The 17785-nt window shown below is 73.8% G+C and carries 14 protein-coding genes and 4 pseudogenes; 5 read left to right on the plus strand and 13 right to left on the minus strand.

Features of this window, described 5'->3' with window-relative positions; translation table 11 throughout:
• Positions 1 to 163 precede the first annotated feature (163 nt).
• From DA06_RS04285 to DA06_RS04295, 3 genes and pseudogenes are all read right to left on the minus strand, one after another.
• Positions 164 to 1216 (minus strand): annotated as a pseudogene (locus tag DA06_RS04285) (P-loop NTPase); the annotation flags it as partial.
• A 47-nt stretch (positions 1217 to 1263) separates the two neighbouring features.
• On the minus strand, positions 1264 to 1842 hold the full coding sequence (locus tag DA06_RS04290) for a DUF1003 domain-containing protein (protein WP_052436357.1): 579 nt from the start codon (positions 1840 to 1842) through the stop codon (positions 1264 to 1266).
• The gene (locus tag DA06_RS04295; RefSeq protein ID WP_052436358.1) at positions 1835 to 3088 is read right to left on the minus strand and encodes a magnesium transporter; all 1254 of its coding nucleotides are present in this window, start codon (positions 3086 to 3088) and stop codon (positions 1835 to 1837) included. The genes DA06_RS04290 and DA06_RS04295 overlap by 8 nt, the downstream gene beginning before the upstream one ends.
• Before the next feature lie 168 nt (positions 3089 to 3256).
• Here DA06_RS04295 and DA06_RS04300 point away from each other — a divergent pair.
• Positions 3257 to 3436: pseudogene (locus DA06_RS04300) on the plus strand (general stress protein); the annotation flags it as partial.
• A gap of 188 nt (positions 3437 to 3624) precedes the next feature.
• Here DA06_RS04300 and larC read toward each other — a convergent pair.
• The 6 genes and pseudogenes from larC to DA06_RS04330 all read right to left on the minus strand — a co-directional run bounded on the left by larC (position 3625) and on the right by DA06_RS04330 (position 9287).
• Positions 3625 to 3873 (minus strand): nickel insertion protein, encoded by a 249-nt coding sequence (larC, locus tag DA06_RS04305; protein WP_418607869.1) that lies wholly within the window; start codon positions 3871 to 3873, stop codon positions 3625 to 3627.
• An 88-nt stretch (positions 3874 to 3961) separates the two neighbouring features.
• A pseudogene (locus DA06_RS04310) lies at positions 3962 to 4978 on the minus strand (LarC family nickel insertion protein); the annotation flags it as partial.
• A 50-nt stretch (positions 4979 to 5028) separates the two neighbouring features.
• Positions 5029 to 6333 carry a lactate racemase domain-containing protein gene (locus tag DA06_RS04315; protein ID WP_043497613.1) on the minus strand — a complete coding sequence of 435 codons (1305 nt, stop codon included), beginning with the start codon at positions 6331 to 6333 and terminating at the stop codon, positions 5029 to 5031.
• Between the two features lie 78 nt (positions 6334 to 6411).
• A complete protein-coding gene (locus DA06_RS04320) occupies positions 6412 to 7644 on the minus strand; it encodes an amidohydrolase family protein (RefSeq protein WP_052436360.1) in 1233 nt (410 codons plus the stop codon).
• A gap of 113 nt (positions 7645 to 7757) precedes the next feature.
• Positions 7758 to 8177: a hypothetical protein gene (locus DA06_RS04325; RefSeq protein ID WP_043497615.1), complete on the minus strand. Its 420-nt coding sequence runs from the start codon at positions 8175 to 8177 to the stop codon at positions 7758 to 7760.
• Positions 8178 to 8261: 84 nt separating this feature from the next.
• Positions 8262 to 9287, minus strand: a complete 1026-nt coding sequence (locus DA06_RS04330) for a hypothetical protein (protein ID WP_418606929.1) — start codon at positions 9285 to 9287, stop codon at positions 8262 to 8264.
• A 239-nt stretch (positions 9288 to 9526) separates the two neighbouring features.
• Here DA06_RS04330 and DA06_RS04335 point away from each other — a divergent pair, with 239 nt between their 5' ends.
• From DA06_RS04335 to DA06_RS04350, 4 genes are all read left to right on the plus strand, one after another.
• On the plus strand, positions 9527 to 9712 hold the full coding sequence (locus tag DA06_RS04335) for a hypothetical protein (RefSeq protein ID WP_418606930.1): 186 nt from the start codon (positions 9527 to 9529) through the stop codon (positions 9710 to 9712).
• A 252-nt stretch (positions 9713 to 9964) separates the two neighbouring features.
• A complete protein-coding gene (locus DA06_RS04340; protein WP_418606931.1) occupies positions 9965 to 11749 on the plus strand; it encodes a metallophosphoesterase in 1785 nt (594 codons plus the stop codon).
• Complete coding sequence (locus tag DA06_RS04345) at positions 11746 to 13368, plus strand: LutB/LldF family L-lactate oxidation iron-sulfur protein (protein WP_418606933.1); 1623 nt, start codon at positions 11746 to 11748, stop codon at positions 13366 to 13368. Before DA06_RS04340 ends, DA06_RS04345 begins: the two co-directional genes overlap by 4 nt.
• Positions 13368 to 14015 carry a LutC/YkgG family protein gene (locus DA06_RS04350; protein WP_043497625.1) on the plus strand — a complete coding sequence of 216 codons (648 nt, stop codon included), beginning with the start codon at positions 13368 to 13370 and terminating at the stop codon, positions 14013 to 14015. Before DA06_RS04345 ends, DA06_RS04350 begins: the two co-directional genes overlap by 1 nt.
• Positions 14016 to 14589: 574 nt before the next feature.
• Here the strand turns inward: DA06_RS04350 and DA06_RS04355 are convergent.
• The 4 genes and pseudogenes from DA06_RS04355 to DA06_RS04370 all read right to left on the minus strand — a co-directional run bounded on the left by DA06_RS04355 (position 14590) and on the right by DA06_RS04370 (position 17699).
• A complete protein-coding gene (locus tag DA06_RS04355; RefSeq protein ID WP_418606936.1) occupies positions 14590 to 15885 on the minus strand; it encodes a carboxylate-amine ligase in 1296 nt (431 codons plus the stop codon).
• 143 nt (positions 15886 to 16028) lie between these two features.
• A complete protein-coding gene (locus DA06_RS04360) occupies positions 16029 to 16325 on the minus strand; it encodes a DUF5655 domain-containing protein (protein WP_043497657.1) in 297 nt (98 codons plus the stop codon).
• 130 nt (positions 16326 to 16455) lie between these two features.
• Positions 16456 to 17506: pseudogene (locus DA06_RS04365) on the minus strand (zinc-dependent alcohol dehydrogenase family protein).
• A gap of 10 nt (positions 17507 to 17516) precedes the next feature.
• Positions 17517 to 17699, minus strand: coding sequence for a hypothetical protein (locus DA06_RS04370; RefSeq protein WP_043497640.1), 183 nt, complete (start codon positions 17697 to 17699; stop codon positions 17517 to 17519).
• Between the last annotated feature and the right edge of the window lie 86 nt (positions 17700 to 17785).

Raw genomic sequence — 17785 nt, forward strand, 5'->3', positions numbered from 1 at the left:
GTGGCGGCGGAGAACTCGGCGAGGACGCCCACTGCGGCCGCGCCTCCGGGTACTCGTCCTCGTCCCTCTCCTCGTCGTCCTCCAGCGCCGCGGCCGCGACCGCCTCGGGCCCGCTCCCGGCGGACGGGAAGCGGGCGGGAGACGCGGCCGAAGCAGGGCCTGCCGCCGCCGGGCTGGAGCTCTCGCGCAGCACGAGCGGAACGCCGGAGTCGCCGCCCTCGCGCAGCGCCAGCTCGATCGGGACCTGGGCCAGCAGCGGCACCTCGTAGCCGAGGGCGTCGCCGAGCTCGCTGGCGACGCGGTCGCCGCCGCCGGAGCCGAAGAGGTCCACGCGGGTGCCGTCCGGCTGCTCGAGCCACGACATGTTCTCCACGACGCCGACCACGTGCTGCCGCGTCTGCTCGGCGATGATGCCGGCGCGCTGGGCCACCTCGGCGGCGGCCACCTGCGGCGTCGTGACGACGAGGATCTCCGAGTTCGGCAGCATCTGCGCCACGGAGATGGCGATGTCGCCGGTGCCGGGCGGCAGGTCGAGGAGGAGGACGTCGAGGTCGCCCCAGAAGACGTCGGAGAGGAACTGCTGCAGGGCCCGGTGGAGCATCGGCCCGCGCCAGACCACCGGCCGGCCGTTCTGCGTGAACATGCCGATCGAGATGACCTTCACGTCGTGGGCCACCGGCGGCAGGATCATGTCGTCGACCTTGGTCGGCGGGTGCTCCACCCCGAGCATGCGGGGGATGGAGAAGCCGTAGATGTCGGCGTCGACCACGCCGACCTTGAGGCCGTCGGCGGCCATCGCGGCGGCGAGGTTCGCCGTCACCGACGACTTCCCGACGCCGCCCTTGCCGGAGGTCACCGCGTAGACCCGCGTGAGGGAGCCGGGCTTGGCGAAGGGGATCTCCGGCTCCGCGACGCCGCCGCGGAGCATGGTGCGCAGCTCCTTGCGCTGCTCCTCGGTCATGACCCCCATGTCGACGCGGACGCCCGAGACCCCGTCGAGGGCGCCGACGACGTTCGTCACGTCCCGGGTGATGGTGTCCTTGAGGGGGCAGCCCGCGGTCGTCAGGTCGACGCCGACCACCACGAGCCCGCCCGGTTCGACCTCGACGGACCGGACCATGTTCAGCTCGGTGATGGGGCGGCGGATCTCCGGGTCGATGACGTTGACCAGCTCGGCCCGGACGGCCTCGACGGTAGGTGCACTCATGCATCCCATCGTAGGCGGCGCTCCGGAGCGCCCGGACCGCCGTCGGTCCCTGGCGCTCAGCCGCCCGCGCCGTCGTCCTCACGCCGGTCGTGCGGTTCCACGCCCGCCCGCTGGAGGTCGCGCTCCATCTGGGCGAGCTCGGCCTCGAGCTCGCGGATGCGGGCCTCGCGCTCCTCGACGATGTCCTCCAGCAGCCCGCGCAGCTCCGAGCGCACGAAGTCGCGCGTCGCGACCTCGCCCAGGGCGAGGCGCACGGCGGCCATCTCGCGGGCCAGGTACTCCGTGTCGGCGAGGTTCCGCTCGGCGCGCTGACGGTCCTGCTCCGCGCTGACGCGGTCGCGGTCCGTCTGCCGGTTCTGCGCGAGCAGGATCAGGGGCGAGGAGTAGGAGGCCTGCAGGGACAGCATGAGCGTCAGCGCCGTGAAGCCGAGGGCGGCGGAGTCGAACTGCAGGTGCTTCGGCCCGAACGTGTTCCACAGCAGCCACGCGGTGCAGAAGATCGTCAGGTACAGCAGGAAGCGCGGGGTGCCCATGAAGCGGGCGATGCCCTCGGAGAAGCGGCCGAAGAACTCCGGGTCCAGCTGGGGGCGCCAGCGCCGCCTCGCCTCCAGCGGGGTGTCGAGGCGCTCAGCCATGGGCCGTCCTCGTCATCGCCCGGTCGGTGACCTCCTCGTCGGCCTCGCGCCAGTCGTCGGGCAGGAGGTGGTCGAGGACGTCGTCGACGGAGACGGCGCCGAGCAGGCGGCGGCTCTCGTCCACGACGGGCAGGGCGGTGAGGTTGTAGGTCGCCAGCAGGCGCGTGACCTTGCCGATGTCGTCGGTGGGCCGGAGGGCGTCGACGTCCTTGTCCAGCAGCGAGCCGATGAGCTGGTGGGGCGGCTCGCGCAGCGCCCGCTGGAGATGGACGACGCCGAGCAGCCGCCCCGTAGGCGTCTCCAGCGGAGGGCGCACCACGAAGATCATCGCGGCCAGCGCCGGGGTGACGTCCTGGCGGCGGGCGTGCGCCAGCGCGGTAGCCACCGTGGCCTCCGGGGCCAGGATCAGGGGTTCGGTCGTCATCAGACCACCGGCGGTGTGCTCCTCGTACGCCAGGAGGCGGCGAACGTCCTCCGCCTCCTCGGGCTCCATGCGCTCGAGCAGCTCGCTGGCCCGCTCGACGGGCAGCTCGGAGACCAGGTCGGCGGCGTCGTCGGGCTGCATCACGTCCAGGACGTCGGCGGCGCGGTCGAGGTCGAGACCGGAGACGATCGCGACCCGGTCCTCCTCGCCGAGTTCCTCGAGCACGTCGGCGAGACGCTCGTCGTCGAGCTCCGCGGCCACCTCGAGCCGGCGGTTGTCCGGCAGGTCGTGGAGGACGTCGGCGAGGTCGGCGGGCTTGAGGTCCTCGAGCGTGGCGAGCAGCGCCGTCGCCCCCTGCTGGGCGCGGTTGCCGGCCAGGCCGGTGACGTCGTCGACGTCGACCACCAGCGCCTCGCCCCGCCGGCCCACCAGGCCGCGGCCCGCGTTGCGGCGCACGAAGAGCTTCGTCACGTACCAGTCGCGGTTCCGCTGCTGCTCCATGGCGACGTCCTCGACCGTGCCCGTGCCGGAGCCGTCGCGGAACGTCACCTGCCGGTCGAGCAGCTCGCCCACCACGAGCGTCTCGGTGGCCCGCTGGGAGAAGCGGCGGATGTTGAGCAGGCCCGTGGTGATCACGGCGCCGGCGTCGATGCTCGTCACGCGCGTCAGCGGCACGAAGACCCGCCGTTTCGAGCTCACCTCGACCACGAGCCCGACCGCGCGGGGCGCCCCCTTCAGGCGCATGACGACGACGACGTCGTGGACCCGCCCGACCTGGTCGCCCAGGGGGTCGAAGACGGCCGTGCCCTTGAGCCGTGCCATGTACACACGGCTGCTCGTGCTGGGGCGGGCGGTGGGCTGGTTCACGCCTGTCAGCCTAGGACAGCGGCGGCCCGCCGCACGTGAGCGCGCCTGGCGCCACCGACCGCCAGAGAGGAAGATCAAGGTATGTCACTGACCGGAAAGCCCCCCGGCGCGTCCGTGCCCACCATGCCCACCGGCGTGGAGGTCGCGTCCTACGCGACGTACCTCGAGGCCCAGAAGGCGGTCGACCACCTCTCGGACAAGGCCTTCCCCGTCCAGCACGTCACCATCGTCGGGACCGACCTGCGCCTGGTCGAGCGCATCACCGGCCGGCTGACCTACGCCCGCGTGGCCGGTGCCGGGGCGATGAGCGGCGCGTGGTTCGGCCTCATGATCTCGCTGCTGTACTGGGTCTTCACGCCGTCCGGGGAGTTCCCGCTCCTGGCGGGCGTCCTCATCGGTGCGGCGTTCGGCATCCTGTTCGCGATCGTCTCCTACGCCTTCACCGGCGGGAAGCGCGACTTCACCTCCGCCAGCCAGGTGGTCGCCTCGCGCTACGCGGTGCTCTGCGAGGCGGAGCAGGCCGGCCAGGCCCGGCAGCTGCTCGCGGAGGGCGGGTTCGCCGGCCGGACGCGCCCTGCGCCGGACTCTGGGGTGGCCTGGCGGACGGCCGCGCCGTCGTGGGCGACCTTGATGCGCACCGGCTGCCCGTCCACGTCCACGTCCAGCCAGGTGCGTTCGAGGACCCGGCGGTGCAGAGGGGCGTGCTGGCGCACCCCGAGCGTGGTGGTGTGCGCGAGCACGGCCGCGGCGACCGCGTCGGCGGCGGGGCCCGGGGGGGCACAGCGCGTGGAGGGTGTGCGCGGGCCGGCCCTTCTTCATGAGGATGGGGGAGAGCCACGCATCGAGCGCCCCGGCCTCGAGCACACGGGTGAGGACGCCGGGCCACAGGCGCGGGTCGAGGTCGTCGACGTTCGCCTCGAGCTGCACCACCTGGCTGGGCGTGCCGACGTCCCCCTCCGGCGTCCCGGGCTCGGACACGGGCGACGCCTCGCCGACCAGCACCCGCACGACGTTGGGCCGCCCCGGCAGGTCCTTGCTGCCCGCCCCGACACCGACCGCTGCGAGGGTCATCGCTGGCATCGGGCCGGCGGCGGAGGCCAGGGCCCGTACCAGGGCGACGCCGGTGGGGGTGGCGAGCTCGCCCACCGAGCCGACGGGTCCGCCCGGCGCGTGCGGATGGTGGTCGGCGGGGCCGTGCTCGTGGTGGTGCGCACCGCCGTCGTCGTGGTGGTGCGCGTAACCACCGTCGCGGTCGTGGTCGTGGTCGTGGTCGTGGTCGTGGTCGTGCGGATGCTCGTGGTCGCGCGGGTGGTCGTTCTCGTGCGCGGGCGCGGAGGCCGCCCCCGAGACGACGGGCCAGCCGACGGCGAGCTGCGCCACGGCGGGCACCGGGACCGGGATGTCGCCGTGCGCGGCGCGGATCCGGCCCTCGCCGAGCGCGATCGCGGTGGCGGTGACGGTGCCTGCCCCGAGCAGCCGCAGGCCTTCGCACACGCCGACGACGTCGGCGATCGAGTCGAGCGCACCGACCTCGTGGAAGTGCACGTCCTCCGGGCTGGTGCCGTGGACGTGCCCCTCGGCCTCGGCGAGCCGCGCGAAGGTGGCCAGCGCAAGGCGCCTGGTCTGCTCGGCGATCTCGGCCTGCTCGAGCATGCCCCGGATGACCGTCCACCGGCGGTGCGGCGGGTCGTCGACGAGGGGCTCGACGTCGACCTTGGTGGCCCGCTGCCCGGCCCGGACCACCTGCGTGCGGGCGAGCCGGACCGAGCCCGGCACCACGGCGTCGACGGCTGCCTGGAGCGCGCCCAGGTCCGCGCCGGCGTCGACGAGCGCGCCGAGGAGCATGTCCCCGGCCACGCCCGCGCTCACGTCCAGCCAGACCGGTCGCCCGGCGTTCAGGACCCCTCCCGCAGCCGGAAGAGCACCTCGCCAGCGTTGTGCACGACCATGACCTCCGGGTCGGCCTCGAGCGCGTCGAGGTCGACGTCGGCGGGGTCCATCCACCGCAGGTTCACGGCCTCGACCTGATCGCGCGGGATCGAGGTGGCGAGGGTGACTGTGACCCGGTTCCGCTCCTCGCCGGTCTCGGCGTCGTAGGTGCCCTGACCGCGCAGGTGCGTGGAGTGGGCGAGCTCGCCCCAGGGGTGGTCCTTGAACCTGTCCCACTGCTTCACGAAGTAGTCGCGGTTGTGGTACCCGATCTTCATCAGGCCGGGGTGCATGGCCGAGACCTGGGTGATGTGCGGGGCGTAGATGATCACCTCGCCGCCGTCGGCGACCACGGGCTCGAGCTTGTAGAACCCCTTGGCCCCGGTCCAGATGTCGTCGTACATGGTGGGCAGGACGGAGACCACGGTCCTCGCCGGCTCGTCGAGGTAGGTGATGTGGCTGGCGGCCGCGATCTCGGACGCCGCCTCCCACGCCGACTCCGTGGTCCCCACGCTGACCGAGTGCAGGCGGTCCGTGCCGGCCTCGGTCACGACGGCGACGCACAGCTTCTCGCCGGGGATGCGGTCGACGGCCGCGTTGATCAGGGCCCGCACCGGCGTGATGCCACGGGTGCCGATGATGTCGAACGACGAGATGAGCGCCCCGACCCAGTGCGACATGTCGATGACGTCGTGACCCGACAGCCCGGGGAAGAAGTACTTGTTCCCGCCGGACATGCCGACGACCTCGTGCGGCAGGACCGGGCCGACGACAAGGGAGACGTCGTGCTCCACGACGGCGCGGTTGACGATGACGTGCATCGGCCGGTCGGTCAACCGCCCGCCGGAGTACCGGGCGACCTCCTCGGCGGGGATCGTGCCGAGGTCGGCGAAGGTCTCCGGCTTCCACCACTCGTGGTTCAGCACCCGCCACCCCGGGTAGGTGTCCTCCAGCAGGCCGGGCCGGTAGCCGAGGTGCGCCGCGAGCGCCTCCTCGCTCATGGCGGCGTGGGTGCCCAGCGCCACGAGCACGGTGACCTCACGGGCGCGGCCCCGGAGCGCCTCGTGGACGGACCGAAGGAGCAGAGGCATGGACACGGAGCGGGTGCCGTCGGGGACGACGAGCGCGACGCTGCGGCCGTCGAGGTCCATGCGGGCCAGGGTGCCGACGATGTGCTCGCGCACCTGCTCGTCGGCGAGCACGCTCTCGGCGTCGCCGACCGTGCTTGCCTTCTCCACCAGCTCCGGGGGTACCGCCGTCGTCGAGGTCATGGGGTAGACCTTCCTCCACGCGGCGCCCGCTCGGCAATCGCGACGCCGCCTCGAGGCAACCGGTGGCAACCGGAGGGGTCAGGCGAAGCGTTGGTCGCGCTCGACGACGCCGCCCTCGTACGAGTACACCTCCGTGCCGCCGATGAACACACGCTCGGCGCGGGCGAAGACGTCCAGCGGGTCGCCCGACCAGACGACGACGTCGCCGTCGAGGCCCGGGCGCAGCGCGCCGACCCGGTCGTCGAGCCCGAGCATGGCGGCGGGGTTGAGCGTGAGGGCGCGCAGGGCCACGTCGCGGTCGAGGCCCTCCTTGACCGCCAGGGAGGCCTGGTGGACGAGAAAGTTGATCGGCACCACGGGGTGGTCCGTGGTGATCGCGACCCGCACGCCGGCCTCGGCGAGCCGGGCGAGGTTGGCGATCGCCCGGTCCCGCAGCTCGACCTTGGACCGGTTGGTGAGCATCGGGCCGAAGATGACGGGGACGTCCTTCTCGGCGAGGACGTCGGCGATCTTGGCGCCCTCGGTGCCGTGGTTGACGACGAGCCGGTAGCCGAACTCCTCCGCCAGCCGGATCGCGGTGGCGATGTCGTCGTGCCGGTGGGTGTGCTGGTCCCACACGAGCTCTCGGTCGAGCACCCGCACCAGCGTCTCGAGCGCGAGGTCGCGCTGGTGCGGCTTGCGCTCGGCCACGGCGTGCGCCCGTGCGGCGGCATAGTCCTGCGCTGCCATGAAGGCCTCACGGATCACCTTCGCCACCCCGAGCCGCGTGGACGGGGTCTGCTTGCGCTCCGAGTAGACGCGCTTCGGGTTCTCGCCCAGGGCGGACTTGACGGACACGGCCGCGCGGACGACCTGCTCGTCGACGGTGCGGCCGCCCCACGTCTTGATCGCGACGCTCTGCCCGCCGATCGGGTTGCCCGAGCCGGGCTTGACGACGGCGGAGGTCACGCCGCCCACCAGGGCGTCGCGGAAGCCTGCGTCCTCGATGTCGATCGCGTCGAGGGCGCGCACGGCCGCCATGTTCGGGCCGGTCAGCTCGTTGACGTCGTCGCCGGCCCAGCCGACCCCCTCCTCGACGACGCCGAGGTGCGCGTGCGCCTCCACGAAGCCAGGCAGCACCCAGCGGCCCGTCGCATCGACCACCGGAACCCCGGCCGGCACCTCAACGTCCCGGCCGACGGCGGCGATCACGCCGTCGAGGACGAGCACGGTGCCGCTCTCGACGGGGTCGCCGTCGACCGGGACGACGCGCCCTCCCACGACGGCGACGCTTCCGGGGTTGCGGACGTGGGCAGCGGCGGGACGGCTCATGGCGCCATCCTTCCCGATGGGGAGGTGCGCCAGGGACGTGCCGCGCGCGACGGGGTGGCGCGGCACGAGAAGGCGACGCCGCGCCTACGCGCGGCGCGGGAGGACATGTTGCCTCAGAATCCGTAGTCGTCGCGTGCGACCCAGCGCGTGCCGACCCGGTGGCTGAGCAGCACCGCGCGGACCGGCGTCCCGGCGGCGATGCAGCCGTCGTGCAGCGCCCGCATGAGGGCGCGGTCGGACTCGGTCAGCCACGGGCCCGACGGGCGTTCCACGACGAGCACCGCGGTGCTCGCGGCGGCGTGCTCCAGGGCGAGGCCGGCGAACCTGCCCAGGGCGTGCGAGTCCGCCGGAGTCATCGGCTCCGGCAGGTCGTCGCAGGGCATGACCAGCGGCCTCAGGTACGACTCCTCGTCGAGGAACAGCAGCCAGACCTGCCGGCGAAGCGCGGGACCGAGAAGCTCGTGCACCCCCTCCGCCAGCTCGTCGTCGGTCCCGAGCGGCGTGTCCGGGCGTGCATGTGTGTGACGGCTCATGGCCCGAGCGTTCCCTCGGCCAGCGCCGCGGCGCGGGCCCGGACGGGAACGCTGGGGACGGGCCGACGGCCTGTGGACTCCGGCTCAGGGCACCGGCCAGGTGTGCACCGGCTCGTTGCTGTGCATGAGCAGGACGTACTCCTTGAGCATCGCCTGCAGCGCGGACGGGCGGTCCATCCCGCGGGCCTCGAAGGCCTGGGTGGCGGCCACCTGCCACGACGCGCCGTTGGCCCGCTGCTTCGCCCGTCCCTCGATGACCTGGAGGTATCGGTCCGACGCCTCGGACGCGACCCCCAGGCGCTCGAGCCCCCGCTGCGCCGCCGGCAGCAGGGCCCGGAGCACGAGCTCGTCCCAGTCGACGGAGCCGACGCCCGGCCAGTAGAGCCGGGACTCGGCACCGTGCCGGGCGGCCGTGTGGAAGTTCTCCCGGGCCGCCTCGAAGCTCATGCGGGACCAGATGGGCCGCTCGTCGAGGACCATGTCGACCGAGGCGCCGTAGAAGAATGCCGCGTTCGCCAGCACGTCCAGGACCGTCGGGCCGGAGGGCAGGACACGGTTCTCCACGCGGAGGTGCGGGCGCCCGTCGCTGACGTCGTAGATGGGGCGGTTCCAGCGGTAGATCGTGCCGTTGTGCAGCCGCAGCTCGGCCAGCTGCGGCGTGCCTCCCGCGGCCAGGACCTCGAACGGGTCCTCGTCGGAGGTCTCCGGCAGCAGCGCCGGGTAGTACCGCACGTTCTCCTCGAAGAGGTCGAAGATGGAGTTGATCCACCGGTCCCCGAACGGCACGAGCGGGCGCACGCCCTGGTTGCGCAGCTCGGGCGGCCGCGTGTCCGTGGACTGCAGGAACAGCTCGATCCGCGACTCCGCGTGGAGCTGGTGGCCGAAGACGTAGGGCGAGTTGGCGCCGAGGGCGAGCTGGGGACCGGCCAGCACCTGCGCGGCGTTCCAGTAGCGGGCGAAGGAGTTCGGGCGCACCTGGAGATGGAACTGCGTGGAGGTGCAGGCGGCCTCCACCGCGATGGTGTCGGCGGTCATCTGCAGCCGTTCCGCGCCACGTATGTCGATGATGACGTCCTCGCGCCGGGACGTCAGGACCGCCTCGTCGAGCATGCGGTAGCGGTCGTTGGTCGAGAACCAGGACCGGCCCGGCTCGGGACGGGGGGAGGGTGGGCAGGATCCCGACCATGACGATGCCGGCGCCCAGGTCGCCGGCGCGGTCGCGGGCGCGGTTGAGGTTCTTCCGCATGGCCGACTCGAGCTGGAGCAGCGACTGGCCGTCGATGCGGCGCGGTTCGACGTTGAGCTCGATGTTGAAGCGGCCGAGCTCGGTCTGGTAGCGCCAGTCGTCGATGTGCTCCAGGACCTCCGCGTTCTTCATGGACGGCATGAAGTCCGAGTCGACGAGGTTCAGCTCGATCTCCAGGCCGGTGCGCCACTCGTCCTCCTCGAAGGACCCGCGGTCGAGCATCTCCTCGAGGGCGTCGAGGCAGCGCCGGACCGCCTGCCGGTACCGCGTGTGGTCCGCACGGGTGTAGGCCTTGGCGCTGACGTCCTTGCCCATCGGGCCTCCTGTTCGTGCTCGTCCCTCCCGGCGTGCCGCGGGCACTTCCAGCATGGTGGGGGTGACCTGGCCACGCACGCCGGGGATCGGTCGCCGTCGGGCCGACGACGGCCGGCGTGGTGGGGCGGGGTGCCGACGCGCGCGGTCACGACGACGGAGTGGCGACGCCGGTCCCGGCGCGCGACTCCCGGGCGCCGGCGGGGGGTGTCAGGAGAGAATGACCGCGATGAGCAGCGCGGACGGGACCCGGCACAGGTGGGAGTGGTGGCACCGGCAGGCGCCCGCGACCCGGCAGACCGTCCGGGGCCTCCTCGCCTTCCTGCTCACCGGTCTGCTCGCGGCGGCGCTCGGGGTGACCACCGCGGGCACCCACTCCTCGCTCGGCCCGCACGAGGCCGACTACCGCGTGACGCTCGACCGTCAGGTGTCCCTGCGGATGGGACCGCTGGGCGACGTCATCATCGACTCCCCGCTGCCGTGGCCGCTCGGCGCCGAGATCGTGGTCCGCGAGATACCGACCGACCTGGAGACGACGGGGTCGCCGCTGCCCGGCCTGCTGGCCGACCTCGAGGCCTACGGCCAGCTCTTCGGCCAGCCGGAGGCGGCGGTCGCCGACGCCGTGCGCGGCCTGGTCACGGACGCGCTGGGGCGCACCGCCGTCGCCTGGTCGCTCATCCTCGTCCTGCTCGCCGCCGGGCGCCTTGCCTCGCACGGGCGCCTGCGCGACGAGCTGAAGGCGGCCCTGTCGCGGCCAGCGGTCGCCGTGCTGACGGGTGCTTTCGTCCTCTGCGGCCTGACCGCCGTCGTGGTTCCGGAGACGCGGCAGACGGCGCCCGTCGGCTACAGCCCGGCGGTGCTGGACGGCACGCCGCTGGAGGGGGCACGGATCACGGGACGCCTGGCCGACGTCGTCGCCGTGTACGGCCAGAGGGCGCGTGACGCGTTCGAGGAGAACGAGGCGTTCTACGCCCTCGCCTCGGACAATCTCGTCGCCGCCCACGAGTCGGAGGCGGAGACCGCCAGCTCGGACCCGGCGGCGGCCCCGGACCCGGCGGCGGACGCAGGCCCGACGGCGGACCCGGACCCGGCGGCGGACGCAGGCCCGACGGCGGACCCGGACCCGACGACGGGCGCCGCCTCGGCCCCGGAGACCGGCAGCGCCCCGCCCTCCGAGGAGGGCCCGGAGCCCGACCCCGTCACGTTCCTGCTCGTCTCTGACCTGCACTGCAACGTAGGGATGGCGGCCGTGGTCGCCACCGCCGTCGAGCAGACCGGGGCCGAGGTCCTCCTCGACGCGGGCGACACGGTCATGAGCGGCACGTCCGTCGAGTCGTACTGCGTCAACGCGTTCGCCCGTGCCGTGCCCGCCGGCGTGCCCGTGGTGGTCTCCACCGGCAACCACGACTCCGTCACGACGGCCGAGCAGGAGCGGCAGGCTGGCTGGACGGTGCTCGGCGGAGAGGTCGTGGAGGTCGCGGGCGTGCGGATCCTCGGCGACACCGACCCCACGCTGACGGCCGTCGGGGCCGGCACGCGGCCCGAGCGGGCGGAGACGGTGCCGGAGATGGCCGAGCGCCTCTCGGAGACTGCGTGCGCCGCCGCGGACGACGGCGATCCGGTCGACATCCTCCTGATCCACAACCCGCGTGCGGGCACCCCGACGCTCGACGCGGGCTGCGTCGCCCTGCAGCTCTCCGGGCACTGGCACCGCACGGTGGGCCCGGAGGTGACCGGGAAGGGCGTGCGCTACGTGAGCACCTCCAGCGGCGGCGGCGCCGGCGGTGGCGCCACGGTGGGCCCGCTGACCGGTGAGGCCGAGCTGACCGTGCTCCGGCTCGACCGCGCGACGGGCGAGCCGATGGACTACCGGCGCATCCAGATCGGCACGGACGCCTCGGTCCGGCTGCAGCCCTGGCAGGAGTTTCCGCGTCCCGCCGCCGGGACGCTGCCGGACGCCGACGCAGCTCCGCCGTCGCCCCGGGCGGGCACGGGGGCGGAGGCCTGGCGATGACGACGTTCCTCGGCATGCCCCGCGTCGCGCCCCAGCCCGCCGCGGCACCCCAGGACCCGTTGCGGTGGGGGCCGGACTTCCCGTCGGCGGCGCACGACACCCTCCGCAACACCCAGCTGCGCACCAACCTGCGCCACGCCACCCGCACCATCCGCGACAAGCGGCTGCGGATGGTCTCCGAGCTGCCGGACTGGGAGGAGCTGCGCGACGCGGGGGCCGCGATCAAGCACTGGACCATGTCGCACCTGCCGGAGCTGCTCGTCCAGCTCGAGCAACAGGTCACCGCCCGGGGAGGCGTGGTGCACTGGGCACGCGACGCCGCCGAGGCGAACCGGATCGTCACCGAGCTGGTGCGGGCCACCGGCGAGTCCGAGGTGGTCAAGGTCAAGTCGATGGCCACGCAGGAGATCGGCCTGAACGAGCACCTCGAGGCCGAGGGCATCGGCGTCACCGAGACCGACCTGGCCGAGCTGATCGTCCAGCTCGCCGGCGACATGCCGTCCCACGTGCTCGTGCCCGCGATCCACCGCAACCGCGACGAGATCCGCGCCATCTTCACCGAACGCATGGGGGACGTCCCGGACGACCTCACGTCCGAGCCGCGAGCCCTGGCGATGGCCGCCCGGGCGCACCTGCGCGCGAAGTTCCTCACCGCCAAGGTGGCGGTCTCCGGGGCCAACCTCGCCGTCGCGGAGACGGGGACGGTCTCCGTGTTCGAGTCCGAGGGCAACGGGCGCATGTGCCTGACGCTGCCCGAGACGCTCGTCACCGTGATGGGCATCGAGAAGGTCGTGCCGGCGTTCCGTGACCTGGAGGTGTTCACCCAGCTCCTGCCTCGCTCCTCCACCGGCGAGCGGATGAACCCGTACACCACCATGTGGACCGGGGTCACCCCGGGCGACGGCCCGCAGGCGTTCCACCTGGTGCTGCTGGACAACGGGCGCACCAAGGCGCTGGCGGACGAGGTGGGACGCCAGGCGCTGCACTGCATCCGCTGCTCGGCGTGCATGAACGTCTGCCCGGTCTACGAGCAGACCGGCGGGCACGCCTACGGGTCGGTCTACCCCGGCCCCATCGGGGCCATCCTCACCCCGCAGCTGACCGGCATGGGCACCCGCGGGGCCACCGACCCGCACGACCCGACGGCGTCCCTGCCCTTCGCCTCGTCGCTGTGCGGGGCGTGCTTCGAGGCGTGCCCGGTCAAGATCGACATCCCGAGCGCCCTGGTGCACCTGCGCAACCGGGCGGTGGAGTCCCAGCAGCGTCGTCTCCTGCCCACCGGCTGGGAGGCGGGCATGCGCGCCGCGTCGGCGGTCATGTCGTCGGGCTCGCGGTTCGCCGTAGCGGCCAGGGCCGCCGGGCTCGGGCGGATCGTCTCGCGCGAGGGCCGCATCGCGAAGCTGCCGTTCCCGGGGTCGTTGTGGACGGTGGTGCGTGACCTTCCCGCACCACCGGCCCAGTCGTTCCGGTCCTGGTGGAAGGAGCACGAGAAGGACGGAGCCCGGCCCGACGGCGGAGCCCGGCCCGACGGCGGAAGCATGCCGGGGGGCGTCGTCCCGCCCGGCGGCCGGCAGGCGAGGCCGTCCGGCGCCGACCGCCCGGGTGGGGGTGAGGCGTGATGGAGGCCCGCGAGGCGATCCTGGCCCGCGTGCGCGACGCCGTCGGCCGCTCCCAGACCGAACCGGCGCCGCCGGTGCCGCGCGGGTACCGCGCCCACTCCGACGTCGTCCCCGGGTCCGTCGAGGCGGTCGACCTCCTCGTCGACCGGCTGGTCGACTACCGCGCGAACGTCCGCCGCTGCGCACCCGCGGAACTTCCCGCCGCCCTCGGTGAGCTGCTCGCCGACGCCGGCTCCGTCGTCGTCCCGCCGGGGCTCCCGCCGGAGTGGGTGGAGGCCGCGACCTCCGGGGGTGCGCGGGCACTCCTCGACACCGTCGACGACCCGCTCCCCAGCGCCGCCCTGGACACGGCCGGCGCGGTGCTCACGGGTGCGCGGGTCGCGATCGCCGAGACGGGCACGATCGTCCTCGACGCCGAGGCGGACCAGGGGCGTCGCGCGATCACTCTCGTCCCCGACCGTCACGTCTGCGTGCTCCACGCCCGGCAGGTGGTCGCGACCGTGCCCGAGGCGGTGGCCGTCCTCGGCCAGCACCCGCAGCGGCCCACGACGTGGATCGCCGGGCCGAGCGCCACGAGCGACATCGAGCTCATCCGCGTTGAGGGCGTCCACGGTCCGCGGACGCTGGACGTCGTCATCATCACCTGAGCACGCGCGGCGGCACCCGGGCCCGGGAGTGGCCCGCCGCCTAGACTTGGCCGGGGCCCCGTCCGGGGCCGCGGAGCGTACGGAGGACGTGGCATGCCCCTGGGCGATCTTCGGGCGGACGAGCTCGCCGACGACCCCCAGCTGGTCGACGACCCCCAGGAGGGTCTGTTCGACCTTCCGCCCGGCTCCCGGCACGCGGCGGCGCGCGTCGTGCTGCTGACCGGGCCCTCGGGCTCGGGGAAGACGTCGCTGACGCGCCGCGTCGGGCTGCCGGTGGTCTCCCTCGACGACTTCTACCTCGACGTGACCACCCCGGGCTCCCTCGCCGTTACGGCGTCGTGGACTGGGACTCCCCGCGCACCTGGGACAGGGCCGCCGCCGTCGCCGCGCTCGTCGAGCTGGCCACCACCGGCGAGGCCGAGCTGCCCGTCTACGACATCCCGACGAACGCCCGGACCGGCACCACCAAGCTCTCGCTCGACGGCTTCCCGGTCTTCATCGCCGAGGGCATCTTCGCCGCCGAGATCGTCGAGGCGTGCCGTGAGGAGGACATCCTCGCCGACGCGCTGTGCATCTACCGGCCCCGTGCCCAGACCTTCTGGTTCCGGCTCATGCGCGACCTCGGGGAGGCGCGCAAGCCACCGATGACGCTGCTGCGCCGCGGGCTGAACCTCGCCCGGAACGAGCCGGCCATGATCGCCGACCTGGAGAGCAGGGGCTGCCGGAAGGTCCGGGTCGACGACGCCGAGCGCGACATCCGCACCCTGCTGACCGCTCGCTGACGGCGCTGGCCGCGCAGCTGCACCGCCGGTCCGCAGGGTCCGCCCGGGTCACGGTCCGGCCACGGTCCGGTCACGGATCGGCCACCGTCACCCGGCGGGGCACCGGCCGCTCGTACGGTCTGGCCATGAGACGACTGCGCTGGTTCCTGGCCCTGCTCCTCGCCGCGCTGCTGCTCGCCGGGTGCACCTCCGGCTCGGTGGGCGGCGCCGACAGCGCCGAGCCCGGCGGGGAGCCCGGGCACCTCGGGCGGGGGTTCGCCCGCGGCCCACTCGGCGGCCGTGGTGTCCACGAGCGCCCGGACGAGCGCGGCGACGAGGACGGCGTCGGCCGGGTCCAGGCAGACGTCGGCGATCCGGACCTCGACCGTGGGATAGCGGACGGAGGCGCGGGCGTCGAAGTACACCATCCCGGTGTCCATGATCGCGCCGGTGCGGATCATCCGGGCGACCAGCTCGTCGTAGGCCCGGGCCGAGCCGAGCACCTCCGTCGGACCCGCCGAGGGCCAGCGCGTCTGCACCATGTAGCGGTAGCTCGCGTACGAGGTGTCCTTGCCCTGCCAGTACGGGGAGTTGGCGCTCAGCGCGAGGAGGAGGGGCAGCCACACCCGCATGCGGTCCAGCACCCCGACGGCCTCCTCCCGGGACCCGACGGCGACGTGCACGTGGCAGCCGCAGGTCAGGTGGTCGGTGGCCAGGACGCCGAACCGGTCCACCATGGTGCGGTAGCGCTGGCTGTCCGCGGTGCGCGGGACCACCGGCGTGGGGCACAGGCCCACCGCCGCCACGTCGGCACCCACCTGCAGCGCCGCCTCGATCGCCGTGCGCCGCCACGAGCGCAGCTCCTTCTCGAGGTCGTCGAGGTCGGTGTGGGGGCGTGTGTCGGTCTCGATCTGCTGCTTCTGGAGCTCGCGCTCGAGCAGCCCGCCGGGGCCGTTCGGCGGCGGGTCCGCCCCGCCGTCGTCCGTCGTGGCGGCACGTGCCGCCGCGCTCGCCGCCGCGCGCGCCAGCACCCGGCCGGCCACGGACATCGCCCGTCCGGTCGCACTCTTGACGAGGAGCAGCTCCTCCTCGACGCCGACGGTGCGCACCTGGTCAGTGTGGCAGTCGCTGCCCGTGCGCGGTGGGGTCAACGGCGGGTGACGTTGCGACGGTCTGTGTCCGGAACGTTCCCGCGGGCGCGCCGGTCCCGCAGCCGGTGCCGTGCAGCAGCCGTCGTTCACGGCGCGAGACCTCAGCCTGCCGCGTCGTACGCGCGCGCCAGCCAGCCGGCGACCTCGTCGTCCACCTGGGCGACGTCGTCGAGCTCCAGGTGGTGCATCCACACCCGGCCGGACGGATGGACGACCTCCTTGAAGCGGTGGGACGTCTCCGCCTGGGGAAGTGCGATCGAGAGCACGGCGGGAAAGTCGCTGCGCACGTACTGCGCCGGCCGCCAGAGGAACGCGAAGCCACGACGACGGCGGAAGGCGATCTGGCTCCGGCTCACCCGGACCTCGTGCGGACCGAGACCGGCGACGGCGGAGGCCACGGCCTCGTAGAGACGCAGGCCGGCCGCGGAGCCGGCGAAGAACTCCTCCGGCCGCCGCGGGACCGCGTCGCGCGGGACGTCGTCGTCCGCCGTCGTCCCGCGCATGACCGCCTCCCGGATCCCGGGCCCGTCAGGGCCGGAGCATCACCTTGACGGCGTCGCGCCGGTCCATCGCCGCGTAGGCCTCGGCGACGTCGGCGAGCGGGAGCGTCCGGTCGAAGACGGCGCCGGGGGGAGAGGCTGCCGTCGAGCACCTCGGGGAGCAGCTCCTCGAGGTACGCCCGCACCGGGGCGACCCCGCCGGCCAGGCCGACGTTGCGGTTGAACAGCGACCGCATCGGCAGCTCGCTGACGCCGTTGGGCACACCGACGTAGCCGACCCTGCCGCCCGGGCGGGCGGCGGCGACGGCTTGCTCCAGGGAGTCCTGGTTGCCCACGGCCTCGAGGACGACGTCGGCGCCCGGGCCGTCCAGCAGGGTCTGCAGCTCCTCGACGCCCTCCTCACCACGGGTGGTGACGACGTCGTCGACCCCGAAGCCGCGGGCGATGTCCTGCCGGTCCGGGTGCCGCGAGAAGATCACGACGCGCTCGGCGCCCAGACGGCGGGCGGCGAGGACGGCGCAGAGACCCACCGCGCCGTCGCCGACGACCGCGACGACGCTTCCCGGCCCGACCCCGCCCCGCACCGCGGCGTGGTGGCCGGTGCCCATGACGTCGGTGAGCGCCAGCAGGCCCGGCAGGCGGGCATCGTCCGGCACCTCGGGCGTGCGCACCAGCGTCCCGTCCGCCAGCGGGACGCGGACCTGCTCGCCCTGACCGCCGTCGACGGGAAGGTCCTCCCGGTCCCGCCCCGCCCAGAAGCCGCCGCGCAGGCACGACGTCTGGACCCCGTTGCGGCAGTTCACGCAGGTGCCGCAGCTGTAGGAGAACGGGGCGATGACGAAGTCGCCGGGCGCGACGGTGCGGACCTCGTCGCCGACGTCGGTGACCACGCCGACGAACTCGTGCCCGATCCGGCCGGGCCGGTTCACCGGGACGACGCCGCGGTAGCGCCACAGGTCCGAGCCGCACACGCAGGCGGCGCTGACGCGCACCACGGCGTCGGTCGGGCGCAGGACGTGGGGGTCGGGGACCTCCTCGAGGCGGATGTCGCCGGGGGCATGGATCGTCGTCGCGAGCACGGTCGTGATGCTACGGGCGGAACGCGGTGCCCGCCCCCGCGCCGTGCGTGCCCGCCGGGACGCCGGTGCCTCCCGGCGGGCTGTCGCTCCACGAGCCGGCCTCGGCCGTCACTGGACCGAGGCCTCGCAGGCTGGGCCGGGCGAGCCGGGTGGCCCCCGGCGGCAGCTCCGGCTCCACGATCCCGGACGGCATATCGAGAACGATACTCATATGCAGTAGTGTCCGACGGGTCATGTCAGGAACCGGAAAGGAGTGGGCGCGCCGTCCCGGCGCGCCCG

Origin of the sequence: Georgenia sp. SUBG003 (genome assembly GCF_000715355.2) — a bacterium.
GTDB lineage: Bacteria > Actinomycetota > Actinomycetes > Actinomycetales > Actinomycetaceae > Georgenia.

What these genes read in the sequence shown, in the direction of transcription:
- DA06_RS04290 (WP_052436357.1), bottom strand. Translation starts at nt 1,842, where the DNA reads ATGGCTGAGCGCCTCGACACCCCGCTGGAGGCGAGGCGGCGCTGGCGC.
- DA06_RS04295 (WP_052436358.1), bottom strand. Translation starts at nt 3,088, where the DNA reads ATGGCACGGCTCAAGGGCACGGCCGTCTTCGACCCCCTGGGCGACCAG.
- DA06_RS04315 (WP_043497613.1), bottom strand. Translation starts at nt 6,333, where the DNA reads ATGACCTCGACGACGGCGGTACCCCCGGAGCTGGTGGAGAAGGCAAGC.
- DA06_RS04320 (WP_052436360.1), bottom strand. Translation starts at nt 7,644, where the DNA reads ATGAGCCGTCCCGCCGCTGCCCACGTCCGCAACCCCGGAAGCGTCGCC.
- DA06_RS04325 (WP_043497615.1), bottom strand. Translation starts at nt 8,177, where the DNA reads ATGAGCCGTCACACACATGCACGCCCGGACACGCCGCTCGGGACCGAC.
- DA06_RS04330 (WP_418606929.1), bottom strand. Translation starts at nt 9,287, where the DNA reads ATGCTCGACGAGGCGGTCCTGACGTCCCGGCGCGAGGACGTCATCATC.
- DA06_RS04335 (WP_418606930.1), top strand. Translation starts at nt 9,527, where the DNA reads ATGTGCTCCAGGACCTCCGCGTTCTTCATGGACGGCATGAAGTCCGAG.
- DA06_RS04340 (WP_418606931.1), top strand. Translation starts at nt 9,965, where the DNA reads ATGAGCAGCGCGGACGGGACCCGGCACAGGTGGGAGTGGTGGCACCGG.
- DA06_RS04345 (WP_418606933.1), top strand. Translation starts at nt 11,746, where the DNA reads ATGACGACGTTCCTCGGCATGCCCCGCGTCGCGCCCCAGCCCGCCGCG.
- DA06_RS04350 (WP_043497625.1), top strand. Translation starts at nt 13,368, where the DNA reads ATGGAGGCCCGCGAGGCGATCCTGGCCCGCGTGCGCGACGCCGTCGGC.
- DA06_RS04370 (WP_043497640.1), bottom strand. Translation starts at nt 17,699, where the DNA reads ATGCCGTCCGGGATCGTGGAGCCGGAGCTGCCGCCGGGGGCCACCCGG.